This window comes from Pandoraea anapnoica, from assembly GCF_902459765.1.
GTDB classification, from domain to species: Bacteria; Pseudomonadota; Gammaproteobacteria; order Burkholderiales; family Burkholderiaceae; genus Pandoraea; species Pandoraea anapnoica.
The window spans coordinates 113,224-137,623 of sequence record NZ_CABPSP010000005.1 but is presented as its reverse complement, the minus strand read 5'-3'; the positions used below and the strand labels follow the sequence as shown (position 1 = coordinate 137,623).

Annotated in this window: 18 protein-coding genes; 4 read left to right on the top strand and 14 right to left on the bottom strand. The window is 63.4% G+C overall.

What is annotated here, in order from left to right; genetic code table 11:
* The first annotated feature begins 60 nt into the window (after positions 1 to 60).
* On the top strand, positions 61 to 1,566 hold the full coding sequence (locus tag PAN31117_RS10590; protein WP_150738162.1) for an alanine/glycine:cation symporter family protein: 1,506 nt from the start codon (positions 61 to 63) through the stop codon (positions 1,564 to 1,566).
* Positions 1,567 to 1,707: 141 nt separating this feature from the next.
* Here PAN31117_RS10590 and PAN31117_RS10585 read toward each other — a convergent pair whose 3' ends face one another.
* The 7 genes from PAN31117_RS10585 to hemE all read right to left on the bottom strand — a co-directional run bounded on the left by PAN31117_RS10585 (position 1,708) and on the right by hemE (position 14,910).
* On the bottom strand, positions 1,708 to 2,850 hold the full coding sequence (locus PAN31117_RS10585; RefSeq protein ID WP_150738161.1) for a branched-chain amino acid ABC transporter substrate-binding protein: 1,143 nt from the start codon (positions 2,848 to 2,850) through the stop codon (positions 1,708 to 1,710).
* Between the two features lie 208 nt (positions 2,851 to 3,058).
* Positions 3,059 to 4,612 carry a sodium/proline symporter PutP gene (gene putP, locus PAN31117_RS10580; protein WP_150738160.1) on the bottom strand — a complete coding sequence of 518 codons (1,554 nt, stop codon included), beginning with the start codon at positions 4,610 to 4,612 and terminating at the stop codon, positions 3,059 to 3,061.
* A 471-nt stretch (positions 4,613 to 5,083) separates the two neighbouring features.
* Complete coding sequence (gene putA, locus PAN31117_RS10575; protein ID WP_150738159.1) at positions 5,084 to 8,998, bottom strand: trifunctional transcriptional regulator/proline dehydrogenase/L-glutamate gamma-semialdehyde dehydrogenase; 3,915 nt, start codon at positions 8,996 to 8,998, stop codon at positions 5,084 to 5,086.
* Positions 8,999 to 9,149: 151 nt separating this feature from the next.
* Positions 9,150 to 9,500 (bottom strand): SorB family sulfite dehydrogenase c-type cytochrome subunit, encoded by a 351-nt coding sequence (sorB, locus tag PAN31117_RS10570; protein ID WP_246189023.1) that lies wholly within the window; start codon positions 9,498 to 9,500, stop codon positions 9,150 to 9,152.
* A 14-nt stretch (positions 9,501 to 9,514) separates the two neighbouring features.
* The gene (sorA, locus tag PAN31117_RS10565; RefSeq protein WP_246189022.1) at positions 9,515 to 10,852 is read right to left on the bottom strand and encodes a SorA family sulfite dehydrogenase catalytic subunit; all 1,338 of its coding nucleotides are present in this window, start codon (positions 10,850 to 10,852) and stop codon (positions 9,515 to 9,517) included.
* A gap of 126 nt (positions 10,853 to 10,978) precedes the next feature.
* Entirely contained in the window at positions 10,979 to 13,444 is a 2,466-nt protein-coding gene (locus PAN31117_RS10560) for a primosomal protein N' (protein WP_150738158.1), read from the bottom strand.
* Positions 13,445 to 13,839: 395 nt separating this feature from the next.
* Positions 13,840 to 14,910 carry a uroporphyrinogen decarboxylase gene (gene hemE, locus PAN31117_RS10555; protein ID WP_281349165.1) on the bottom strand — a complete coding sequence of 357 codons (1,071 nt, stop codon included), beginning with the start codon at positions 14,908 to 14,910 and terminating at the stop codon, positions 13,840 to 13,842.
* 281 nt (positions 14,911 to 15,191) lie between these two features.
* On the opposite strand from hemE, the gene PAN31117_RS10550 reads away from it, so the two are divergent.
* Complete coding sequence (locus tag PAN31117_RS10550; RefSeq protein ID WP_174990916.1) at positions 15,192 to 15,992, top strand: transporter substrate-binding domain-containing protein; 801 nt, start codon at positions 15,192 to 15,194, stop codon at positions 15,990 to 15,992.
* 167 nt (positions 15,993 to 16,159) lie between these two features.
* Here PAN31117_RS10550 and PAN31117_RS10545 read toward each other — a convergent pair whose 3' ends face one another.
* The 5 genes from PAN31117_RS10545 to PAN31117_RS10525 form a co-directional block, all read right to left on the bottom strand.
* Positions 16,160 to 17,098: an alpha/beta hydrolase gene (locus PAN31117_RS10545; RefSeq protein ID WP_150738155.1), complete on the bottom strand. Its 939-nt coding sequence runs from the start codon at positions 17,096 to 17,098 to the stop codon at positions 16,160 to 16,162.
* Positions 17,099 to 17,210: 112 nt separating this feature from the next.
* Complete coding sequence (locus PAN31117_RS10540) at positions 17,211 to 17,660, bottom strand: CoA-binding protein (protein WP_150738154.1); 450 nt, start codon at positions 17,658 to 17,660, stop codon at positions 17,211 to 17,213.
* A 729-nt stretch (positions 17,661 to 18,389) separates the two neighbouring features.
* Positions 18,390 to 19,184 carry a 2-oxo-tetronate isomerase gene (gene otnI / locus PAN31117_RS10535; RefSeq protein ID WP_150738153.1) on the bottom strand — a complete coding sequence of 265 codons (795 nt, stop codon included), beginning with the start codon at positions 19,182 to 19,184 and terminating at the stop codon, positions 18,390 to 18,392.
* A gap of 57 nt (positions 19,185 to 19,241) precedes the next feature.
* On the bottom strand, positions 19,242 to 19,751 hold the full coding sequence (locus PAN31117_RS10530; RefSeq protein ID WP_150738152.1) for an energy transducer TonB family protein: 510 nt from the start codon (positions 19,749 to 19,751) through the stop codon (positions 19,242 to 19,244).
* A gap of 124 nt (positions 19,752 to 19,875) precedes the next feature.
* Positions 19,876 to 21,123: a dienelactone hydrolase family protein gene (locus PAN31117_RS10525; RefSeq protein WP_150738151.1), complete on the bottom strand. Its 1,248-nt coding sequence runs from the start codon at positions 21,121 to 21,123 to the stop codon at positions 19,876 to 19,878.
* A gap of 216 nt (positions 21,124 to 21,339) precedes the next feature.
* On the opposite strand from PAN31117_RS10525, the gene arsC reads away from it, so the two are divergent.
* Positions 21,340 to 21,690 (top strand): arsenate reductase (glutaredoxin), encoded by a 351-nt coding sequence (gene arsC, locus PAN31117_RS10520; RefSeq protein WP_150738150.1) that lies wholly within the window; start codon positions 21,340 to 21,342, stop codon positions 21,688 to 21,690.
* Positions 21,691 to 21,753: 63 nt separating this feature from the next.
* On the opposite strand, the gene PAN31117_RS10515 is transcribed toward arsC, so the two are convergent.
* Complete coding sequence (locus tag PAN31117_RS10515; RefSeq protein ID WP_150738285.1) at positions 21,754 to 22,527, bottom strand: 3'-5' exonuclease family protein; 774 nt, start codon at positions 22,525 to 22,527, stop codon at positions 21,754 to 21,756.
* Positions 22,528 to 22,535: 8 nt separating this feature from the next.
* Entirely contained in the window at positions 22,536 to 23,192 is a 657-nt protein-coding gene (locus PAN31117_RS10510; RefSeq protein ID WP_150738149.1) for an MBL fold metallo-hydrolase, read from the bottom strand.
* A gap of 308 nt (positions 23,193 to 23,500) precedes the next feature.
* On the opposite strand from PAN31117_RS10510, the gene PAN31117_RS10505 reads away from it, so the two are divergent.
* Positions 23,501 to 24,127, top strand: a complete 627-nt coding sequence (locus tag PAN31117_RS10505; protein ID WP_150738148.1) for a septal ring lytic transglycosylase RlpA family protein — start codon at positions 23,501 to 23,503, stop codon at positions 24,125 to 24,127.
* The last annotated feature ends 273 nt before the right edge of the window (positions 24,128 to 24,400 follow it).

Genomic DNA, 24,400 nt, shown 5'->3' with positions numbered 1-24,400 from the left:
CCTGCCTCACGCCCCGATTTCCCAGGGGACGACAGGCGGTTACGAAAGGAGACGCGATCAATGGAAAGTTGGCTCAATTCGGTGGTCGACGCGATTGGCGGGGTGCTATCCGGTTACCCGCTGGTCATTGCCCTGCTCGGCGCAGGCTTGTACTTCACCTTGCGGTTCGGTGGCATCCAGATTCGTGCGTTTGCGCATAGCGTCAACTTGCTGCGCACTTCAGGCAGCACCACCGGCATTTCACCGTTTCAGGCATTTGCGACGGGGCTTGCGAGCCGAGTCGGTACGGGGAACATTGCAGGTGTCGCGGTCGCGCTGACCATCGGCGGTCCGGGCGCAATATTCTGGATGTGGATGACGGCGCTGCTCGGCATGGCCTCGGCGTTCGTCGAGTCGACCCTCGCACAGATCTTCAAGATCCCGCATCGCGACAACACCTTCCGTGGCGGACCGGCGTATTACATCCAACTCGGACTCGGTTCGCGCAAGTTTGCCATCGCCTTTGCTGTCGTGCTGCTTTACACGTTCGGCTTCGCACTCAATTCCGTTCAGGCGAATTCGATTGCCCAGGCACTCGAAGCGTCGTTCGGCTGGGAGCCGCAGTGGACCGGTATCTCGCTGGTTCTGCTCACTGCACCGATCATCTATGGCGGCGTACGACGTGTTGCACGCTTCGCGCAATGGATCGTGCCGGTCATGGCGATTGCGTATCTGAGCCTTGCGGCGTACGTCTGCATCGTCAATATCGAACACATCCCCGGCATGATCGCGATGATCTGGCGCCACGCGTTCGGACTTGAGCCTGCGGCGGGTGGCATTGTCGGCTATGCGGTCGGTCAGGCCGTGCTGATGGGCGTGAAGCGTGGCCTCTTCTCGAACGAGGCGGGCATGGGCAGTGCGCCCAATGCGGCGGCGGTGGCCACGACGAAGCATCCGGTGCAGCAAGGACTGATGCAGATGCTCGGCGTGTTCTTCGACACCATTGTCGTGTGTTCTGCAACGGCGTTCATGATCCTGCTCTCGGGGCAGTTCATTCCCGGTGCAGCGCCCGAAGGCACCGTGCTGACGCAACGCGCGCTCGGTGTGCACTTCGGTGACTGGGCAGTAGTCTTCACCGGCATTACGGTGTTCTTCCTCGCGTACTCCAGCGTGCTCGGCAACTACGCGTATGCGGAAGTGAACATGGATTTCCTGACGCAGCGTCCATGGTTCCTCAACATCTTCCGTGCGTTCGTTTTGCTGGCCGTGATGCTCGGGTCCGTTGCGAGCTTGCCGTTGGTGTGGAGCTTTGCCGATGTGGGTACGGCCCTGATGGCGTTTATCAATCTCGTGGCCATTGGCCTATTGATGCGTTACGCCCTGGTGGCATGGCGCGATTATCAGACGCAGCGCGAGGCGGGTGTCGCTGAGCCTGTCTTCGCACGCGACGCGTTGCCGCCCGAGTTGCGCGCGAAGTTGCCAGCGGATGTCTGGCCCGCGACGCGCGAGTCGAAGACTGCTGGCGATAAGGCGGCCGGTCGACGTGGCGACGACGCCGAAGATGCAATAACGCCGAACGCTGTCTGATCGAACGGGGCATTCCGGAGCCGCCCCAGTATCCGGGGTGCGTTACAAAGCACAAGGGCCGGTGAGTCATGCACACCGGCCCTTGTCGTTTGACTTCGATGCCTTGCGCACTGAATGTCAGCGCTCAGGCAAGTCGACGGCTTACTTGCCGCCGACGGTTTCCAGCACGGTCCACTTGCCGTCGACCACCTTGTACAGCGTGATCGAGCCGTACTTCAGGTCGCCCACGTTGTCGTAAGCCAGCTCACGCGTGGTCACGCCGGGCATGCTCGTCTTCGCCAGTACCGGCAGGTACTTGGCCGGGTCCGTCGAGTTGGCCTTCTTCATGGCCGACATCATGGCCATTGCGCCGTCATAAGCGTAGGGCGAGTAAGTTTCCGGGCCTGCGCCGAACTTGGCCTTGTAACGCGACTCGTAAGCGGCGCCACCGGGCATCTTGTCGAGCGGCAGACCGGCGAGCGAGACGACCGAGCCATTGGCGGAGTCACCGGCGATCTTCAGGAAAGCGTCCGACTTGACCATTTCGCCCGCCATCAGCGTGGCCTTGATGCCGAGTTCGCGCATTTGCTTGGCGAGCGGACCGGCCTGTGCGTCGGCACCGCCGTAGAACACCACGTCGGGGTTCGAACGCTTCAGGTTCGTGAGAATGGCGCGGAAGTCAACGGCCTTGTCGTTGGCGAATTCGCGACGCACGATCTTGCCGCCGGCAGCCTTGGCGGCCTTCTCGAACTCGTCCGCCAGACCCTGACCGTAAGCGGTGCGGTCATCGACGATGGCGATGTTCTTGAAGCCCAGCTTCTTGACGGCAAACGTGCCGACGACCGAACCCTGCTGGATGTCGGACGTCATCATGCGGAACGTCGTCTTGAAGCCCTGCTTGGTGTATTCCGGGGCCGTGGCCATGGCGATTTCAGGAATACCGGCCGACGCGTAGATGCGCGATGCGGGAATGGTTGTGCCAGAGTTGAAGTGGCCGAGCATGCCCTTGATGCCGTTGTCGACCAGCTTCTGTGCAACGAGCGCGCCTTGACGCGGGTCGGCCGCATCGTCTTCGGATTGCAGCACGAACTTCACCGGCTTGCCCTCGACGGTCGGCTTGGTGGCGTTGTACTCGTCGATGGCCAGCTGAATGCCGTTCTGCATGTCCTTGCCGTAGTGGGCCTGAGCGCCCGTGAGCGGTGCGGCAAAACCCAGCTTCACTTCCTGCGCCTGTTGCGCGTTAGCCGCGCCAAACGCGAGCAGCCCCGCGACTGCGACGGCGCTAGCCGTAAGCTTCGATTGCATCAACCCTCTCCTTGCATGTGTGTGTCGTTGAGTGGCGTGTCTGCGGGATCGCCGCGGCACGCCTTTCTTGAAACGCCGTCAACATCGGGCCGGTTGACCCGTGGCGGCATCAATCGCAATCAAACGCAAAATGCGTCCGACGCGGCAGTATTGGATGGCTGCTCGCGCCGGTCAAGAGGGAGAAATTCCGATAGAAGGTGCTACCGCCTTATGGCGAAGGTTGCGCCACCGGTGCGTCGGTGCCACCGCCGATGACTTCGCCCGTCGATTTGCCTTCGCGGATGTCCTTCAGAATTGTTTCGGCGGCGGCGTAACGGACCAGTACCTCGGCGCTCGGCGCACGATCCAGTCGGCTGACGACATACAGCGCCAGACCACCAAGCGCGAAGCCCGGCACGATCTCGTACAGGTCGAACCAGCCGAACTGCTTCCAGATCAGGACCGTGGCCGCCCCGACCACGATGCCCGCCAAGGCCCCATTGCGGGTGACACGCGGCCACAGCACGGTGGCCAGCACCAGCGGACCGAAGGCCGCCCCGAAACCTGCCCAGGCATAGCTGACCATGCCAAGGACCCGGCTCTCCGGATCCATCGCGAGCAGCACGGCCACGACGGCCACGGCCAGCACCATGGCGCGGCCAATCCACACGAGACGCTTCTGGCTCACCGGTCCGCGCGCAAAGGTCTTGTAAAGGTCTTCCGTGAGCGCGCTGGAGCACACCAGCAACTGGCACGACAGCGTGCTCATGACGGCAGCGAGAATCGCGGCCAGCAACACACCTGCAAGCCACGGCGTGAAGAGTTGCGTCGTGAGCGCCATGAAGATGGTTTCGGCGTTCGCCTGCACGCCCGCACCCAACTCGGGACGCGCGCTATAGAACGCCAGTCCGAAGAAGCCCACGGCCACCGCGCCCGCCAGGCACAGCACCATCCACGTCATGCAGATGCGACGTGCCTGCGGAATCGCCGCCGCCGAGCGCGCGGCCATGAAGCGCACCAGAATGTGCGGCTGGCCGAAATAACCGAGGCCCCAGGCGAGCATCGAGATCACACCGATGGGCGCGAGATCGCCGAACCAGTCGGTGTGTGCGGGATGCACGGCGGTGACGGCCGTGACCGCTGCGACCGGTCCGCCGTCGATGGTAATGACGGCAATCGGCGTGACGACCAGCGCCGCGAACATCAGCGAGGCCTGCACCGTGTCCGTCCAGCTCACGGCAAGGAAGCCACCGATGAAGACGTAAGCGATCGTCGCGACCGCGCCGATCCACAAGGCGGTGTGATAGTCGAGGCCGAACATCGTCTCGAACAGACGTGCGCCAGCCACCACGCCCGAGGCGCAATAGATCGTGAAGAACGTGAGAATCACGAGCGCCGTGACGATGCGCAACACGTGACTGCGGTCGCCGAAGCGTTGCGTCAGGTATTCGGGCAGCGTCAGCGCGTTGCCGCAGACTTCCGTGTGCACCCGCAGCCGTGCCGCCACGAGACGCCAGTTGGCCCACGCGCCGATGGCCAGACCGATGGCGATCCAGACGCCGGACAGGCCGCCGACGTAAATCGCGCCGGGCAAGCCGAGCAGCAGCCAGCCGCTCATGTCGGAGGCGCCCGCGGACAACGCGGTGACGAAGCTGCCGAGACGGCGTCCGCCCAGAATGTAGTCCGAGAGGTTGTTGGTCGATCGGTAACCGAGCCAGCCGATCACCAGCATCAACAGCAAATAGACGGTGAACGAGACCGCCGTGGGATTCCAAAGGGACATGTTGCCTCCTTGTACGGCTCAGGAGCGCGCCGTGCCTATCTTCCGGCATGACGAAAGGGGCAAACGCGTGCCGAAGACCGCAATGGCCGACGATACGTGTCGTCGGCACGGGTTGACCGCTCGAAGGCGGTGAGACGCGTTATATGTCGGGGGCGGGCGCGACGATACCCCGTTTTCGCTCAAATTGCGCATGTACGCAGTTAGCGGCGCGACGACGGCGCAAGTGAGACGGCGGTCGTGCGCAGGGCTTGCGAAAGGTGTTGCGGAGGCTGCGGCGAGCGAGGGGGACGGTCTCGTGTGAGACGTGTGTGGCGGGTGTTGCTGTGACGATGCATCCCGGATTCGGGATGAAACCGGTGCGTGAGTGGGGATATGTCGGGGTGACTGCAGCAAACGGCACCGCCAGATTTAGGACGAATCCGGGAGGAGACGTCGCTAAATCCGGCGGGATGACATCGATGGATCGAAAGATCAGCCGATGGTCATGAGGTTGGCGTTACCACCGGCAGCGGCCGTGTTGACCGACACCGAGCGTTCGCACAACAGACGTTCCAGCGCGTAGTCGTCGCCAGCCGCCAGTGCCTCGGGGGCGAGACCCTGCATCGACAGAATCGGACCGTTGCGCGTGGCGATGCGGCGGTTCAGGGCACGCAACTCGTCGCTGTCCCCCTCGAACAGCACCGCAGCCAGCGCCGCTTCGCTCGCAGCATCCGTACCGGCCGCCAGCACCGATGCACGTCCCTTGAGCGTCGCAGGCAACGCACCCACGAGTTCGCGGGCGGCGGCGCTGTCAGTGAAGACGGCGTTGTTGCCTGTGGCCAGTACGGCCGCGAGTTGCGTGCGTGCACCGAGTGTCGTCGCCGCGACGCACAGCACCGGGCCACGGGGTTCCAGACCGTACGTATTGCGCTCGCCGGTCGGACCGGGCAGCACGGCGGTGGCGTCGAGTGCGGACGTTGCCAGATAGCGGTCGACGCGATCGATGGCGGGGGCGCTGTCCGCTTGCTGACGCAGCCAGTCGCGGTAGTTCACCAGCGGCGAGAGTGCGGCTTCGTTGCGGTTCAGCTCCGGTGCGAGGGCGGCGGGACGCGTCGCCAGCAGTCGCGGCAGATACATCGGACCGCCTGCTTTCGGACCCGTCCCAGACAAACCTTCGCCGCCGAACGGCTGCACGCCGACCACAGCGCCGATCACGTTACGGTTCACATAGACGTTGCCGACGTGCGCACGCTCGGTCACGTAAGCGATGGTCTCGTCGATACGCGTATGCACACCGAACGTCAGGCCGTAGCCCGTGCCGTTGATCTGGTCGAGCAGCTTGTCGAGTTGCGCGCGCTTGAAGCGAATCACGTGCAGCACCGGGCCGAAGACTTCGCGTTGCAGCGCCTTAAGGTCGGTCAGTTCGATGAGCGTCGGCGGCACGAAGGTGCCGTGACGGGTGGCGTCCGGCAGCGTGAGTTGTTCGACCGGGAAGCCCTTGGCGCGCATCTGCTCGATGTGACGGGTGATGCCGTTCTGCGCTTCGGCGTCGATCACCGGGCCGACGTCGATGGACAGGCGATCGGGGTTGCCGATGGCAAGCTCCTGCATCGCGCCCTTGAGCATGTGCAGCGTCTTGTCGGCGATGTCGTCCTGCAAGCACAACACGCGCAGGGCCGAGCAGCGTTGACCGGCCGAGTCGAAGGCCGAAGCGAGCACGTCGTACACGACCTGTTCGGGCAGTGCCGACGAGTCGACGATCATGGCGTTCTGACCACCGGTCTCGGCGATCAGCGGGATCGGGCGGCCGTTTGCGTCCAGACGATCGGCCAGCGTGCGCGCAATGATGCGGGCGACTTCGGTCGAACCGGTGAACATGACAGCCTTCGTGCGGGCGTCGGCCACGAGCGCAGCACCGACGGTCTCGCCCGTGCCCGGCAGCAGTTGCAGTGCGCCGGAAGGCACACCGGCGGCTTGCATCAGACGCACGGCTTCGGCGGCGATGAGCGGGGTTTGCTCGGCAGGCTTGGCGATGACCGGGTTACCGGCCGCCAGCGCCGCAGCGACCTGACCGACGAAGATGGCGAGCGGGAAGTTCCACGGGCTGATACACAGGACCGGGCCCAGCGGACGGTGCGTGTCGTTCGAGAAGCCCTGACGGATCTGTGCAGCGTAGTAACGCAGGAAGTCGACAGCTTCGCGGACTTCGGCAACGGCGTTCGGCAGCGACTTGCCCGCTTCACGCACGCACAGGCCCATGAGCGTGGGCATGTGTGCTTCGAGCAGGTCGGCCGAGCGCATCAGGCAGTCGGCACGCTCTTCGACCGGCGTGGCTTGCCAGATCGGGGCCGCCGCCACGGCGTGCGTCAGCGCGGCTTCCACGTCGGCGGACGTCGCTTCGATCACCTGACCCACGATGTCGCGCAGGTCGGCCGGGTTGCGTACAGCGCGCGGCGTGCCAGCTGTGCGTTCGCCGTCACCCAGCATCGGGGCGGCGCGCCACGGCGTGCCAGCACTGGCGAGCAGGGCCGACGACAAGGAAGCCAGACGGTGTTCGTTCGAGAGGTCGAAGCCCGACGAGTTCGCGCGCGACGTGCCGTACAGATCTCGCGGCAGCGGAATCTTCGCGTGCGGTGCGCCGAGCGGTTGCACCTTCTCGGCTTCGGTAATCGGGTCGGCGATCAGTTCGTCGACGCTGACGGTTTCGTCCGCAATGCGGTTGACGAACGACGTGTTTGCGCCGTTTTCCAGCAGACGGCGTACGAGATACGCGAGCAGCGTTTCGTGCGTGCCGACCGGCGCGTACACACGGCACGGACGTGCCAGTTTGCCCGCAGCGATGGCCCCGACGACTTCCTCGTACAGCGGCTCGCCCATGCCATGCAGGCACTGGAACTCGTACTGGCCGGGGTAGTAGTTGTTGCCCGCAAGGTGATAGATCGCCGACAGCGTATACGCGTTGTGCGTTGCGAATTGCGGATAGATGGCATCCGGCACCGCGAGCAGCTTCTTCGCGCAGGCGAGGTACGACACGTCCGTATAGATCTTGCGGGTGTAGACCGGATAGCCTTCGAGGCCGTCGACCTGCGCGCGCTTGATTTCGGTGTCCCAGTACGCACCCTTGACCAGACGCACCATGATGCGGTGACGGCTGCGGCGAGCCAGATCGATGATGAAGTCGATCACGAACGGGCAGCGCTTCTGATACGCCTGCACCACGAAGCCGATGCCGTTCCAGCCAGCCAGTTCCGGATCGAAGCACAGTGCTTCGAGCAGATCGAGCGAGATTTCGAGACGATCGGCTTCTTCGGCGTCGATGTTCAGGCCGATGTCGTACGAGCGGGCCAGCTTGGCCAGCGCCTGCACGCGCGGCAGCAGCTCACTGACCGTGCGCTCGTGCTGGCTGCGCGAATAGCGCGGATGCAGGGCCGAGAGCTTGATCGAGATACCCGGGCCTTCGTAGATGCCGCGTCCGGCCGACGCCTTGCCGATGGCGTGAATCGCCTGCTCGTAGCTGGCGTAGTAACGCTGCGCGTCTTCTTCCGTCGTCGCAGCTTCACCGAGCATGTCGTACGAGTAGCGGAAGCCTTGCGCTTCGTACTTGCGGCTGTTGGCGAGGGCTTCGGAGATGGTCTCGCCGGTGACGAACTGCTCGCCCATCAGACGCATGGCGATGTCGACGCCCTTGCGGATGAGCGGTTCGCCGCCGCGTCCGATCAGGCGCGTGAGGGCTTTGGTCAGACCCGCCTCGCTCGTCGTGGTGACGAGCTTGCCCGTGATCATCAGGCCCCAGGTCGCGGCGTTGACGAACATCGACGGTGAGTTGCCCATATGGGCGTGCCAGTCGCCCTTGCTGATCTTGTCGCGGATGAGCGCATCGCGCGTCGCCTTGTCGGGAATGCGCAGCAGTGCCTCAGCCAGACACATCAGCGCTACGCCTTCCTGGCTCGATAGCGAGAATTCGTGGATCAGGCCTTCGACGCCGCCGCCGGTGCTCTTGCCACGCAGGGCGACGACGAGCTTGCGGGCGAGATCGGAGGCGAGCGTGGCCGTGGCCGGTGGCAGCTTGGCCTGACCGACGAGCACGGGCACGCACTCGGGTTCTGGACGGCGGTACGCAGCGGTGATGGCCGCACGCAGCACCGATTGCGGTTGCACGTTCTGCGCGAATTCCAGGAACGGATGCGGCACGGTGTCGTCGCCGGCATGGCCGTCGATCACCTCGGTGCCCGACTGGGTTGCACCGCTTAGCTCGGGCGGGAGCGCGCCGCTTTCGATGCGCTCCAGATAGGCGAAGATCGCCTGTTTGATGAGCCAGTGAGGGGTGCGCTCGATTTGCTGGGCGGCCGTCTTGAGACGGGTGCGCAGGATATCGTCGACCTTGACGCCGAGAGTGGTATTAGCCATGAGAAGGGACCCTGATGACGCGAAAACGCAAAAATGCGTGACACCCATAGCGGGTGAATTGCGGCATCGTAACCGGGTTTCGAAAGAGGTGCAACCAGAGTCAAAATTAGGGTTGCACCCCAGTGCTGCTCACAGGTTAACCAACGGCGAGTTACTTCTGGTCGGTGCCGTAAGTCTTGCCCAGATACTCGGAGATCAGCTTGACCTGATCTTCGGGAATCGGCGCGCCATAGACTTTCACCATCTTGGTCACTTCCGCGTGCCAGAACGCGGACGGCATGGGCGGCTGCGAATTGATGTAGTCGATGGAGTGGCACATCACGCACCACGCGCTGGCCGCCTGATGACCCGCGAGCGTCGACGCTTTGAGTTGCGACGTCTCCTGCGGCAACTTGATGTCGAGGGCATGGGCGGGGCCCGCGGCCGTCAGGCCGAAGACACCGAACAGGCCGCAAAGGCTAGACAGGAGGGCGGTGCCGCGCATCAGTTTCGAGAAGTTCATGATCGTCCCCCGCCTTAAGCCGCGACCACGCGCACGGTTTCTACCCCGTTGCGCAGATAGCCAGCCGGATTCCACAACGATTGCAGCGGTTGCGTGACCCCCGCGCGATTCGTCGCCCGAACTTTCAGAACATACTCACCGGCTTGCGGCGGCGTGAACGACGCCGTCCATTCGCGGAAGGAGTACTTCGACAACTCGTTGCCGAGTTTTGCGGCCTGCCATGTCTGGCCACCGTCGGTCGAGAACTGTACGTCGCGAATGCCTTCGCCGCCGTCGAACGCAATGCCGCGCACGCGCATGGGTTTGCCCGCCGCCACTTGCTGGCCGTCACTGTGACTGGTGACGAACGAGCGCACCGTGAAGCGTCCGATCGGTTTGGTCTTCTCCGGTGCCTTGCCCGGTTCGACACAGTTGCAGTCGTTGTCGGGAATGCGGTACGCGGTGGCCATCCAGAAGCCGTCGAATACCTTGTCTACGACGTTGATGTCCGCCAGGTGCTTGACCCAGTACGTGCCGTAGTAGCCCGGCACGACGAGTCGCACCGGAAAGCCGTTGAGCATCGGCAGGTCCTTGCCGTTCATCGCGAATGCGACCATCACTTCGCCGTCCATCGCGTGATCGAGGTCGAGCGCTTTCACGAATTCGGGCGTGGCCGGGACGATCGGGCGGTCGAGGCCTTCGAACGTCACTTGTTTCGCGTCGGCGGAAACGCCCGCGCGCTCAAGAATGCGCTTGAGCGGAATGCCGCGCCAGCGCGCGTTGCCCATCGCACCGTTGGCAATCTGGCCACCACCCACACGAGGCTCGAAGAACCCCCGGCTGTTGCCCGAGCATTGATGTACGGCGACGAGTTCGACCGGTGCGCCGAAATCTTTCTTGAGCGACGCAAGCGAGATGTCGAGTGGCTTCGCGACGCTGCCGCCGACACGAATCCGATGCTTGGCCGGATCGATGTCGGTCGGAATACCGGCAAGGTGGTAGCGCACGAAGAATGCATCGTTCGGCGTGATCAGGCCGTCGTTGAATACTTCGAACGGTGTTTCCAACTGCGGCGGACGCGCCGTGAGCCGGATCAGCGGCCGCTTCTGCGGATACGCGACAAGTTCGCGCTCGCCGTTCGCGAACGGCAGCGTCACCGTCTGCGGCGCAGTCGTGGCGGCGAGTACATCGAGCGCGCGGCCCGCGAGGCTCGCCCCGACACCGAGCGCACCGGCACGCCGCAAAAATCGACGGCGCGACACCTCCGCCACAACGGACTCGGCGGGTGATTCGGAGAAGGCGTATTCGGGAGGAACGAGAGGGGATGCGGCTTGCGGCGCCGTGGGGGCGGCGCTCCGGTCGTGCGACTTCATCGGATGTCTCCTGTAGGGACTTCTTATGTGCAGATGACGTGAACCGTTCGACGTGCAGCGTTCTTATGGCCGCATCGTCGGAGATTCTTCCGATATTGTCAAATTTCCGGAACGCTATATACCGATTTATATTTCGAGAGGGTCAACTTCGAGATGCCAGCGAACGGGTGCTTTCAACGCACGCAGCTCGCTCATCCAGTGGGTGAGAAAGCGTTGGAGTGCACCCCGGTGCGGGCTCTCGACCACGAGTTGCGCCCGGTCGGTGCCGGCGATGCGGACCATCGTCATGGGGACGGGGTCCCACAAGGAGATGCGCGGGTCGTTCAGCGCCGGGGTGGCGGCGATTTCGCGGGCCTGCTTCAGGAACGCCATGGCGTCGTCGAGCTTGCGAGCTTCGGCGCGCAGGAGGGCCTGATGGGTGTACGGGGGCAAAAGCGCGACGCGGCGTTCTTCGAGTTGCTGCGCGGCAAAGCCCGCGTAGTCGTGGCGCATGAGCGACGCGAAGAGCGGATGCGACGCGTAGCGCGTCTGAATCAGCACGTCGCCGGGGCCGTCGGCCCGCGCGGCGCGCCCGGCACGGCCCGCCACCTGCATCAGTTGAGCGAAGAGCCGTTCGGCTGCCCGGAAGTCATGGGAGAAGAGGGCGCTGTCCGCGTTGACCACACCCACCAGCGTGACGTTACGGAAATCGTGCCCTTTGGCCACCATTTGCGTGCCGATCAAGATGTCGACCTCGCCCGCATGCACCTGCGCGAACAGGGCCTGTGCGCTGCCTTTGCGACGCGTGCTGTCAGCGTCGATCCGAGCCAGCCGGGCCTCCGGGAAGTGTTCGGCGAGCGCTTCTTCGATCCGCTGCGTGCCGCGTCCGAGCGGCGCCAGATCGAGATTGCCGCAGTCGGGACACGCATGCGGAATACGCGATTCGGCCCCGCAATGGTGGCAACGCAGCCGACGCTCAGGTTTGTGCAGCACCATGTGCGCGCTGCATCGGCGGCAATCGCTGATCCATCCGCAGGCATCGCAGTTGAGCACGGGCGCGTAACCGCGACGATTGAGGAACAGCAGGCTTTGCTCGCCTGCTTCCAGTCGCGCACGAATGGCCGCGAGAAGCGGCTGCGACAGCCCCTCGTGGACGACACGCTGACGCTTGCGCTCGATCTCCATGTCGATGAGCGACACGCGCGGCAGTACGGCGTCAGGGGTGGCGCGCTCGGGCATGGCCAGACGCACGTAACGCCCTTGTTCTGCGCGGTTCCAGCTATCGAGCGACGGCGTGGCCGAGCCGAGCACGACCGGAATACGCAGGCGGTTCGCCCGCCAGATGGCGAGGTCGCGCGCGGAGTACCGGAGGCCTTCCTGCTGTTTGTAGGACGGATCGTGTTCTTCGTCGACGACGATCAGTCGCAGGTGGGGCAACGAGGCCATCACCGCCAGACGCGTGCCCAGCACGATGCGCGCTTCGCCACGATGGGCGGCGAGCCAGTGCCGGGCGCGCTCGCCCTCGGCCAGTCCGCTGTGCAGGGTGACGAGTGTTTCGTCAGGGAAGCGCGCGCGGAACACGCCTTCGAGTTGCGGCGTCAGGTTGATTTCCGGGACGAGAACGAGCACCTGGGCATCGCGCACGTCCCGCGTGTGCAACGCTTCGGCGACCGCACGCAAATAGACTTCGGTCTTGCCGCTACCGGTGACGCCGTAGAGCAGAAAGGGCGGGCATGCGGGGGTGTCGTCGGTGGTCGGTGTCTTATCAAGACGCTGTGCGCCCGCGGCGATCAGGGCGTCGTGGATGGCACCTATTGCATCCGCTTGTCCGACGGTGAGCGTCTTGGTACCGAGCGGGCTGGCGCTGTCGGTGGCATCGTGGAGCACATCGGCGAGAGCGACGGACGACGCGTCACCGACGTCGGTAGGTTCGGCGTCCTCTATATCCTCGGCATGGCGCACCGTTTCATGGAGCGGCACGGTCTCGACGACGACCCATCCGGCGGCGGCCCACTGCTTGAGCACATCCGCGGCCTTTGAACACAATGTCTTTGCTTCGTCGGCATCGAGCGTGCCCGCCTGCGCAAGCCCTTCGGCGAGCCGTCGCTGCGCGCGCAGTCGCGCCGGGACGTTCTCCATCAGGGTGGACAGCGCGCCGTCGGCGATGCGAAAACGTTGTACGCCGCGCTGAGCGAGCAGACGCGGCCAGCGCATCGGTGTGCGCAGGTGGCCGGGGATCGCTGGCAGTGCGACTTCCCCGATACCGCGCTGGTAGTAACGCGACGCGAACTGCATCAGGTCGCGCCAGTCGCCGCCGAGCGGCGGCAATTCGTGCCAAACAGATGTCACTTCGCGCAGCTTCGCGGGCGCAACTTCGCTGCGCTGCGTCAATTCCCAGACAACGCCCACGACCTGTCGTCGTCCGAACGGAACCTGCACCAACTGACCGGGGCTCGCCGCCTGATCCAGACGGTAATCGAACAGCGTGATCAGCGGCGTATCGAGCGCAACGCGAGCGATGGCGGGCGTACCCGCTCGGAGCGGGGCTGCCGGAGCGAGTGCATCGTCGTGCGATGCGACGCTCGGTTCGGAAAGGTCGTCGGCGCGGGTCAAACTTAAAGTGAATCCTGAGAAGTCTCGGTAAACCCCGGATTTGAGTCGGCTTTCCGGTAGCTTCGAAACGCTTGTGGATAACTATGTTGAGAACTGTGGGGATTATGGGTCGCCAGCCTCGCTGCGTGGCCCTCGCGTCGCTAGGTCCCCCGACTTTGCTTGAATCAAAATTGCTTTTTGATCAATAGCTTATGAATGGCGTCGACGGTGCCTTGTCGAGGTCTCTCACTTGCGGCGGCGCAGCGAGAATTTGTGCATAAGTCTTCGGGACAACTCCGCAAATTGGAGGGGTTCTTCGACCGCTTTTCCCTTGACATTCCCCACTTGAAACGGTGGTTGGGTTTGCAGGGCGAAATGCCCCGCGAACCCGCGTCCTCGCTTGCGCGTGTTTTTGATCACGCCGTCTGACGGACCTTTCGGCTATAGCTATGCACTTCGTCCACGAGCGCCGCGACGTGCTCGGGGTTGGTGAATTGCGAGATGCCGTGTCCGAGGTTGAAGACGTGGCCTGGTGCATTGCCGTACGCGTCGAGCAGTCGGCGCACCTCGGTGCGGATGGCGTCGGGCGCGGCAAACAGGGCGGTCGGGTCGAAATTGCCTTGCAGTGCACAACGCTCGCCCACGCGACGACGGGCCGCCGCCAGATCGACGGTCCAGTCCAGACCGATGGCATCCGGGCCGGTGTCGGCGATGGCTTCGAGCCACTGACCGCCGCCCTTGGTAAAGACGATGTGCGGAATGCGAGCACCGTTCCATTTGCGGTGCACGCCTTCGAGCGCCTTCTTCATATAGGCCAGCGAGAAGCGCTGATACAGGCCGTCGGCCAGCGCGCCGCCCCAGGTGTCGAACACCATGATGGCTTGCGCGCCCGCTTCGATCTGGGCGTTGAGATAGGCAGCGACGGCGCGCGCGTTGGTCTCGAGGATGTGCGTCATCAGATCGGGACGCTCGTACATCATCGTTTTGACGGTGCGGAAGTCGGCCGAGCCTTGCCCTTCGACCATGTAGCACGCGAGCGTCCACGGGCTGCCCGAGAAGCCGATGAGGGGCACGCGGCCGTTCAGGGCGCGGCGGATTTCGCTGACCGCGTCGAACACGTAGCGCAGGCTATCCAGATCCGGGGCCTGAAGTCGGCGCACGTCGGCTTCAAGGCGCAACGGATGCGCGAAGCGCGGGCCTTCGCCAGCTTCGAATGACAGACCGAGGCCCATGGCATCGGGGATGGTCAGAATGTCCGAGAACAGGATCGCGGCGTCGAGCGGGAAGCGCTCAAGCGGCTGAAGCGTGACCTCGGTGGCGTAGGCCGGGTTCTTGGCCAGCGCGAGGAAGCTGCCGGCCTTGGCACGGGTCGCGTTGTATTCGGGCAGGTACCGGCCCGCCTGACGCATCAGCCAGATCGGCGTGTACTCGGTCGGCTGGCGCAGCAGGGCGCGCAGGAAAGTATCGTTTTGCAGAGCTTGGGACACGTCGCTGGGAGGGTCGGTTGGTTTTGGGCAAGCGGCCATTTTACTCGGGTATCCGGGGGCGGGTCGCGGGCCGGGCCGTTATGCCGCAGATAAGTGCTTGGGAGGGACGTACGCTGTAACGTCTTTTTTTTGCGCGGGTTGGCGGCGTCACGTCCGAACCCGTAGTATGGAAAGCCCACGCGCCGCCACAGACGGCGCGGGAAACGTGTGCGTCACAACGCCAGTAAAACAATACGGAGACAAGCATGACAGTCATGAAGACGGCCGCCCGCGCGGCCTTCATGGCAGGGACGGCGCTCGCCGTCACCCTCGCCACCGGTTTCCCCTCAGCCACCCTCGCTCAGGCGCAGTCCGCTTCGCCACAGCCTTCCGCCGTCCACTCCCGGCTCGACGACATCGTGAAGTCGGGCACCCTTCGCGCGTGCGCGACGGGCGACTACAAGCCCTATTCGTTCCGTCGCCCGGACGGTCAGTTCGAAGGCATCGACGTGGATCTGGTCGCCTCGCTGGCGAAGTCGCTCGGCGTGAAGCCGGTGATCGTTCCCACGACGTGGAAGACGCTGATGGACGATTTCACCGCCGGGAAGTGCGATATCGCCGTCGGTGGTATTTCGGTGACGCTCGATCGCGCCGCACGCGCCTATTACAGCAAGGTGGTCATGATCGACGGCAAGTCGCCGATCGTTCGCTGTGCCGACGTGGCGAAGTACCAGACGCTTGCCGATCTGAATAAACCCAGCACGCGGGCCATCGCCAACCCCGGCGGCACCAACGAACGCTTCGCCCGTCAGTATCTCCCGAACGCCACGCTCACCATCTACCCGGATAACGTCACGATCTTCCAACAGATCGCCGACGGGAAAGCCGACGTCATGGTTACGGACTCCTCCGAGACGCTGCTCCAGCACAAGCTCAATCCTGCTTTGTGTCCCGTCAATCCCGATAAGCCGCTTCAGTTCGGCGAGAAAGCCTACCTTCTGCCGCGCGGTGACGACGTCTTTAAACACTACGTCGACCAGTGGCTCAACCTCGCCCAGAAAACCGGTGAGTATCAAGCCGTTGTCGATAAGTGGCTGAAGTGAGCCGCTAACTCCAACGCCTTACCCTGCCCACATCGCAGCGACACCGAAACAAGGGGGCGCTCCCCTCCGTTCCACTACCTTTAAGTCACTGCGGTGAGCGCCCCCTTGTTCCGGCCTGCCTTGCCCAGGGCCAGAAAACCCTCCGGTCTTCTGGTCCTGCTGTCTTTTTATCCCAGCCACTCGCGCAGTCGCTGCGCGGCGTCGTGCATCACCATCCTCGCCTGCGGCACAAACGGCTGCAATCTCGCAAAGCTATGGGTGAGGCCCGAGGCTTCAATGATTTCCGCCCTTGCGCCCGTCCGTGCGACGAACTGCGCATATTCCACCGCCTCGTCATGCAACGGGTCGTACTCTGCGGCAATCACCAGACTGTTCGGCAACGGATGACGCGGCGCTTGCGCCATCAAATTCACCCGGACATCGCTCTCCGCCGGTTCTGCGTCACCCAGAAATTCCTTCCAGTACCAACGCATTTCGTCACGCGTTAAGCCCACGCCGTCCGCCAGCCGCTCGTAGCTCGGCGTGTCGAATCGATACTGCACCACCGGATAAATGAGCAACTGAGCGCCCACCATTCCGGGATGCTTGTCGTTGAACCACGCCGCCGCCTGTGCCGCCAGATGACCGCCCGCACTGTCGCCTGCGACGGCCAGCCGGTCAAGACTCACGCCTAGTCGCGCTCGCTGCTCCGCCGCCCAGGCAAGCGCTTCTCGCGCATCGTCGACCGGCGTCGGGAACGGGTGCTCCGGCGCCAGACGGTAGTCGACGCTCAACACCGCCACGTCGGCATCCTGCGCGAGCAGGGCCGCCACGGTGCCATGCGTGTCGACATCGCCGACGACCCAGCCACCCCCGTGGAAGTACACGACCAGCGGGACGGTACGACCCACGGGGCGATACAGGCGCGCACGCAGGTTGCGGCCCGGCAAAGGAATGTCGAACGTCTCGCTGCGCAAACCCGCCGGTAACGGGCGCAAGGCCTCGACCGCGACGGTCGCGAATTTGGCCCGGACTTCCTGTGGGCTCGGTGCGGGCGCGTTTTCAGGGGTGGGGTACTTGCGCGCCATCAGGTCGTAGTAGGCGAGCAAATCGGCATCGATGGTCATGGCAGCAATAGGTTGGCGTTTTAGGAGGAGCGGAGGACGTCGGAATTTCTTGTTTTTCGGGACGTGGCGATGCGACATTTCGTCGGTCGCCGACCTGCTTTGGCTGACTCGGCTAACCACCGCCCTGCATCAGCCAACGTTGATGTTCGATCTTCACGCAGCGATCCATCACGACATCCAGCCCCGCCGCCAGCGCTACGGCAGCCGCTTCGTCGTTCTCGATACCCAACTGCATCCAGAGACTTGTCGCACCGATCTCCACAGCTTCCTGCGCGATGGGCGGAATGTCCGCACTGCGCCGAAAACAGTCGACCATCTGAATGCGCACGCCCTCGGCCCGCAAGGCGTCAGCCGCCTCGCTCAGGCTCGCGTAAACGGTTTCGCCCAGTATCGTTTCGCCCGAATCCGCCGCCTGCGGATTGACCGGCACGATCCGGTAGCCGTGCTGCTGCATATAGCGCGATGTGGTGAAACTCGGCCGGTCCGGCCGCGGCGACAATCCCACGACAGCGATCACCCGATCCCGCGCCAGAATCTGCCCCAGTCGTTCAATGGTTTCCATTGGTCATTTTGTTGCCACGCACAAAGATTGAAAGTAGCACATTGCAACCGACGACGTGCGAGACGTGACTCCTCGCGGAGGTAAGCCCGGGTAGAGCAATAGCGGACGATTGTCGGGCTTGAGTGCGGATGAATTCCGAGATGTTGGTAAGGCGCCAACGAGGTGACGACGAGATGCTTTATCCGGCGAGTTATTCAGGATGACGAACAAAAATGGGTAATTTGTGTCTCATCTGAAGTCCTTGCCGGACAAGGCTTTCAGGGTGGCGCTGAGACGATGTAACGCCCAAGGTGTTACAACCTGAAACACTTTGTTACCCCTCCGGCCAAACCTTTCCACCACAATGCATTTCAACGCTGAAGTGCTTATCCCCCGGTAACACAGCAGCGCGACTGTATCGGCAAGAAGCGTCCCCCGGCGCGAATTGCAAGTGGTTCGATGCAGTGCTCCGAATCTGGTCTCCTCGCGCTAACCCCGTAGCGTGTGGTTTTGGCGGGCCCGTGTGTCCCGCCATTTTTTTTGCCTGCTTCGTCCTACATCTTTCCTAAGACTTTCTCCGACGTTTCTCGACGTTCGCCCGACGATTGTTTCGACATCCGATTTATTTTTCGGAAATCGATTCACGCCTGCGTAAAACGTCGTCGCGTGAAGTTGTGTCCCGCCGAGTGATCCGATCAATCAATCCCAAGCCTCTGTCGGGATTGGTGACAAGTTACGCCCTGACAGACGTCAGCGCGACGCAGTCGCTCTGAGCCATGGCTTGAGCCAGCCCAGTCCCGCACGGGTTTCGCCCTGCGGGCGGTACTCGCACCCCACCCATCCCGCGTACCCCAACTCATCCAGCAACCGGAACAGGAACGGGTAGTTCACCTCGCCCGTGTCGGGTTCGTGCCGTGCAGGCACCCCGGCGACCTGCACATGGCCGATGTCGCCGATGTACTGACGCAGCTTCATTGCCAGATCGCCTTCGACGATCTGACAGTGGTAGGCGTCGAACTGGACTTTGAGATTGCCTGCGCCGACTTCCGAGCGGATGGCATGCGCCTGATCCTGGCGCGTCAGGAAATAGCGCGGAAAGTCGCGCGGATTGATCGGTTCGATCATGACGGTGACGCCATGCGCCGCGGCCTGCCCCGTCGCATACGCGAGGTTCTCGACAAACGTGGCCCGGCAACGCTCGGGTGACTCGGTGGCATCGGGGCAGCCTGCCATGACGTGCAACTGGCGGCAGCCGAGCGCATCGGCATAGTCGAGGGCGAGTTCGATGCCGTCGCGAAACTGCGCTTCGCGTCCGGGCAGCGCTGCGAGGCCGCGCTCGCCACTTGCCCAGTCGCCCGCCGGCGCATTGAACAACACCTGCGTGAGGTCGGTATCGTTCAGACGAGTCCGGATTTCCCGCGCCGGATGCTCGTACGGAAACAGAAATTCGACGCCCCGGAAGCCATCGCTCGCCGCTTCGCGGAAACGGTCGAGAAACGGCACTTCCTGATAAAGCAGGGTGAGGTTTCCAGCAAATCGCGGCATGGGAGTCTCCGTCGCCAACTGAGGGCGGGGCAGGGTGGGCGGATGACCCTCACGATATCACTGCCCGTCGATCTGGGGCGCCGCCACGCTGCGCAACTGGAACCGTCCGTCGTTATTGAAGAGCCACGTCTCGACGGCACGCACACGGCCGCTGCTGTCGACCAACGCCCGGCTCGGCGCCGGGAGCGGACTCGCCCGTCGCAGGCTCGCGATGGCAATGCGCTCGGCTTCGTGATCGTCGTTGCTGCGATACAGCGCCACGCCGGTCACATTGCCATTGCGATCTACCCAGTATTCGAGCGACACCACGGAGCGCAACATCGGTTGTGGATTGCCCGGAGTGATTTCGCGCGCGTTGACTTCGGCGATGCGTCGGGCCGCCGCGATCTTGTATTGATCGAGACCCGTGAGCGGGGCCTGACCCGACGGGAAGTTCAGGATGAGCGGTTTCTTGGGTTCGAAGTCCGGGTTGGCACAGCCTGTCACCAGCAGAGCGCAGGCAACGGCGGTGCAAGCGATGCGACCAGTACGCGGCAAATGCCCGTACCGGGAAAGTTGCGTATTCATGACTTGTCTCCCGCAACGATCGCGACACTTTTCTTGTTTTGGCTACCGGTGCTGCACGAACGGCCTCCGCGCCCGGCGCATGGCGCGGGCCGGACACCGTCCGGAATTGCCGAGGCTACCGAGGTTACCCGGCGCGTGTGCCGAACGACCAGTTCGGCATCAGCGCGTTGGACGCCAGATTCTCGTCCTGCAACTTGCGCGCGGTCTCAACGCCCGCGACCGGTAACCCCTTCGGGTCGAGCAGACCGATCTGCACCAGCACGCTCGCCTGATCCCAATATATGTGTTCGTGCTCCAGTTTGTCTCCCCGGAATCTCACTATGGCGACCAGCGGAATCTCGACCCGACGTCCGGTCGGCTCGACCCCCGGCAGCATCCAGTCGACCGGTGTCGTATGCGTGAAGCAAAAGAGCAGTTCGTCGACCAGTTGCGTCGCGCCGATGGTCCGTGAGATCGGAATCAATTTGGTATCGGGCGGATTGCTGTTGACGAAGTGATTCCGGTAGAAGTGCGCCAGTTGCTGGTGACCCACGCCGCCGGTCATCGTCGGAATGTGATTGACGTAAGGCTCCGCCACCATCGTCTTCATGAGCGGATCGATCTCGCGAATGGCGAACTCGTACGCACAATGCGTTTCCCAGAGCGACGCAAAGTCGAAGTGCGGTCCAACGACGTTGCGGATCGCGGTGATGGTGCGCTGGTGCGCAAGTTGCGTGGCCGCACGGTTGAAGTGATCACCGGGACGCGCGAACGCGTGATCGGCGTCCGGATAGCTGTAGAGGGTGACGTTGGGATGCTTGCCGAGATGTTCTGTCAGCGCGTCGCGCACTTCTGCGGGTGCGTATTTGTCGAGTTCGGCAATGTGCAATACGAGGGGCGGATGCTCGCCCGCGAGTTCTTCGAGATGCTGCTCCAGCCCCACGCCGTAGTACCCGACCGCGACGTCTGCACTCGTTCGCGTCACCGACAGCGCGGCCAGCTTGCCTCCCAGGCAGTACCCGACCACGCCCACGCCGCCGACGCATTCGGGCAGCGCCCGCAGCGTGTCGACAGTGGCGCCGACGTCTTCCATCCCGAGATCGACGTCGAAGCTCTGGAACAACGCGAACGCGCGCTGCCAGTCGCCGGGTGTGTACCCGAGCTCGATACCCGGCTCGATGCGCCAGAACAGATCGGGGGCCAGCACGACATAACCCTCTTCGGCGTAACGATCGGCGAGTTCGCGGATGTAGGCGTTCACCCCAAAGATTTCCTGACACAACACCAGTCCCGGACCTTTGCCTCCGCTGGCACCCTTGTTGTCGGGCGTCGCCAGATAGGCCTGGAAGGTCTTGCCGTCGCGTGACTTGATGCTGATGAAGCGTCCTGCCATGTCGTCTTTCTCCTGTATGTCTTAGGAATGCGGTGGGGAATCAGGCAATGAAATCGGGCTAACTTCGGGACCGGCGCTGCGCGGCCAGATGTCCGTGAGTAGCGGCTTCCGACGATACCATGCATACTCGGAGCGCACGTTCCAGGCGTGACCTGCTGCGGTTTACTGCACGTTGCAGCGTCGTGCCGGACGCTTTCCGAACGCACTGGAGTGACCATGATTACCGTCTACCACAACCCGCGCTGCTCGAAGTCGCGCGAAGCGCTGGCTCTTGTCGAAGGCTCCCCGGCGGGCCACGACCTGCAAATCGTCGAGTATCTGAAGACGCCGCCGACGCTTGCCGAACTTAAGCGTCTGCATCAACTGCTGGGCATGCCCGTGCGCGAGATGATTCGCAGCAACGAGACGGAATTCGCAGAACTGGGACTGGGCGATACGGCGCTGAGCGACGATGCACTGCTGGCTGCGGTGGCCAGGCATCCGAAGCTATTGCAGCGCCCCATCGTCGTGAACGGCAACAAGGCGGTGATCGCACGGCCGCCGGAGCTGGTTAGCAGCGTGCTGTAAAAACGCGTAGGAACGGCGGCGGCAGCAGGGCAGGGACTGGATGCCCGCCCTGCGCGCGCAAGACTAGCGATGCGCGGTGCTGTCCTTGCCGGGGCCGGTGGCCGGGGATTCGGCGTCGTCGGCGGATCCCGCTGCCTCGGCTGACTCGGCTTGCACCGCCGCTTTCGCTGCGGCCGAGCCGAACACCGGCGCGTCGGCATTGGCGGTCAGGCCTGCGCCATGCCAGCCGGGTAACTCGGCGAGGGTCTTTTGCTGTTCGCGCAGTTCCGCGAGCATGTTGCAGAAGAGCGCGCCTTGCTCCAGGGCGTCGTCCAGCGCCACGTGCGTATGCGGCAGCGGGTCGAGCCAGACCTGCGGCAGACGCGGCTTGATGCACTTGCGGTACGGCATGCCCGTCATCGCAAATGCGAGCGTCTTGATATCCAGCGCCGACCACGAGAACGGGCAACGGCCGACGAATCGCATCATGTACCAGAACATGAACGTGAAATCGAAGCCTGCTGGATACGCCACGAATACCGGCTTGCCGGGTAGCTTCTCCACCCACTTCACATAGGCCTTGAGGGCCTTGGCCGGGTCTTCCGGATCCACACGGCAGGCCGCCCACGCTTCCGGCTCGGTCTTCCACCACTTCATCGTGAGCGGGTGCCCCTTGGCGTCGGGCAGACATTCCAGATTGGCGCTGAACGTGCCGATCAGTTCCTTATCGGCCGTGTACGCAGCCGACGCAAAGCTGAGCATCGAATGTGGACCCGGGATCGGGCCATCGGCCTCGACGTCGGTACTGACGAAAATCTCCTCGTCCACAGGAATGATGCGCGACGGGGTACGGGACATCGCCTCGCTCATGAAGCGCTCCGGGCGAGCACGGCATCGGCGACATACGGATTCGTCTGACGTTCCTGACCGAACGTCGACACCGGGCCGTGACCCGGGATGAACGTGACGTCGTCGCCCAGCGGCCAGAGCTTGTCGCGAATCGAGGCGATCAGATCGGCATGGTTGCCGCGCGGAAAGTCGGTGCGGCCGATAGACCCGGCAAACAGCACGTCGCCCACGCTAGCCAGCCGTTCGTCCTTCGAGAAGAACACCACGTGACCTGGCGTGTGGCCCGGGCAATGGAAGACGTCGAGCGTGACCTCGCCGAAGGTGACGGTGTCGCCGTCGCCCAGCCAGCGGTCGGGCGTGAACGGCTCCGGCTTCGGAAAGCCGAAGCGCGCGCTTTGCGCCTCAAGCTGGTCGATCCAGAAAGCGTCGTCCGGATGCGGACCTTCGATGGGCACGTCGTATTTGGCGGCCAGTGCGCCCGAGCCGCCACAGTGATCGAGGTGGCCGTGCGTCAGGAAAATCTTTTCGAGCGTCACCCCCTGACGCTCGATCTCGCCCACGATCCGGTCGATGTCGCCGCCGGGGTCGACCACGGCAGCGCGCTTCGTGGCGTCGCAGACGAGCAGGGTGCAGTTTTGCTGGAAGGGCGTGACAGGTATCAGGGTGACGTTCATTGGGTTATCGGGGACGCAATTCGGGGGACGCAATTTTTATCTATTGTATTCGGCCACGCGTGTCGTCGCCCGCAGCCCTGTCCCGTTAGCTGTCTCATATGCGCCTCTGTACGCCACGCAATACGCGTGACAGGCCGGTGCGCAGGGCTGCAGCGTCTTGCAGGAAAGGCTTTCGGAATAGGCTCGTTGGACGTGGATGCCTAATTCGAGGTAACGCCTTGTAAACAAGTCTCAACGCGTAAGTGAACGCTCGCTGTTAGGTTGATTTTTGTGGCGTGTTAGACTTGCGGGCTATGCGAACACGCGACATGCTCACACGGTTCGCGGTCTGCTGCGCCCTCGCCCTGACGTTGACAGCCTGCACAACGCCGCTCGAACCCCCCAGCCAGACGGCTGCCGCCACTTCGGCGACAGGCGCGCGCGCCCGTGCGCGCGAAGCCAATTCACCTGTCGGGTCCAGTTTCGATTTGCAATGGCCGGGCCGGTCGTATCGCAACGAGGGTCTCAACCCCGGCGATCCCGATGCCCCCGAGCGCGATGGCGAAGCTCGCCTGCGTGCCGACGCAGGCACCTTCTTTCAGTCGGGCATGGCATCGTGGTACGGCAAGAAGTTTCATGGCCGCCGCACTGCAACCGGCGAAGCGTTCGACATGAACGAACCGACCGCAGCACATCCGACATTGCCGCTGGGCAGCTTCGCGCTGGTGCGCAACATCGCCAATAACAAGACGGTCGTCGTGAAGATCAACGACCGGGGGCCGTACACTCGCAATCGCATCATCGATCTGTCGTACGGCGCGGCAAAGCAACTCGACTTCATTCGCGCCGGACACGCCAAGGTCGAAATTCGCCGCCTCTCGCGCAGCGAAGTCGCAGCCCTCGGCCTCGACGACGCCAGCAGCGCGCAGAACAATACCCAGAGCAACACGCAGTAATTCCACCCGCTATCTCCTTCAATCCCGAACGTCATTCCGAATTCCTCTCGGACGTGTCTTAAAAAGCGGGACGTCTGCTGCGCGTTTCTTGTGCAAACGACGCACATTGCGGGCAAAACGCGCCGCATTCTTTCGATTTTCGGTGAATCCCATTGGCTGAACGCCTCGCATGAACGTGCGTGCATCGAATTGCACACGACCGAATCGGCTAATTTTTTTCCGATTGCCGCATAAAAATGCCAGTGTTTGGGCGCAATCCGATGTTCCACGGGC

Coding starts and splice junctions, on each gene's coding strand:
- PAN31117_RS10540 (WP_150738154.1), bottom strand. CDS start 17,660: ATGGAAACCATTGAACGACTGGGGCAGATTCTGGCGCGGGATCGGGTG.
- PAN31117_RS10525 (WP_150738151.1), bottom strand. CDS start 21,123: ATGGCAGGACGCTTCATCAGCATCAAGTCACGCGACGGCAAGACCTTC.
- PAN31117_RS10590 (WP_150738162.1), top strand. CDS start 61: ATGGAAAGTTGGCTCAATTCGGTGGTCGACGCGATTGGCGGGGTGCTA.
- otnI (WP_150738153.1), bottom strand. CDS start 19,184: ATGCCGCGATTTGCTGGAAACCTCACCCTGCTTTATCAGGAAGTGCCG.
- PAN31117_RS10515 (WP_150738285.1), bottom strand. CDS start 22,527: ATGTCCCGTACCCCGTCGCGCATCATTCCTGTGGACGAGGAGATTTTC.
- PAN31117_RS10530 (WP_150738152.1), bottom strand. CDS start 19,751: ATGAATACGCAACTTTCCCGGTACGGGCATTTGCCGCGTACTGGTCGC.
- PAN31117_RS10585 (WP_150738161.1), bottom strand. CDS start 2,850: ATGCAATCGAAGCTTACGGCTAGCGCCGTCGCAGTCGCGGGGCTGCTC.
- sorB (WP_246189023.1), bottom strand. CDS start 9,500: ATGAACTTCTCGAAACTGATGCGCGGCACCGCCCTCCTGTCTAGCCTT.
- putA (WP_150738159.1), bottom strand. CDS start 8,998: ATGGCTAATACCACTCTCGGCGTCAAGGTCGACGATATCCTGCGCACC.
- PAN31117_RS10510 (WP_150738149.1), bottom strand. CDS start 23,192: ATGAACGTCACCCTGATACCTGTCACGCCCTTCCAGCAAAACTGCACC.
- PAN31117_RS10550 (WP_174990916.1), top strand. CDS start 15,192: ATGGCAGGGACGGCGCTCGCCGTCACCCTCGCCACCGGTTTCCCCTCA.
- PAN31117_RS10505 (WP_150738148.1), top strand. CDS start 23,501: ATGCTCACACGGTTCGCGGTCTGCTGCGCCCTCGCCCTGACGTTGACA.
- putP (WP_150738160.1), bottom strand. CDS start 4,612: ATGTCCCTTTGGAATCCCACGGCGGTCTCGTTCACCGTCTATTTGCTG.
- PAN31117_RS10545 (WP_150738155.1), bottom strand. CDS start 17,098: ATGACCATCGATGCCGATTTGCTCGCCTACTACGACCTGATGGCGCGC.
- arsC (WP_150738150.1), top strand. CDS start 21,340: ATGATTACCGTCTACCACAACCCGCGCTGCTCGAAGTCGCGCGAAGCG.
- sorA (WP_246189022.1), bottom strand. CDS start 10,852: ATGAAGTCGCACGACCGGAGCGCCGCCCCCACGGCGCCGCAAGCCGCA.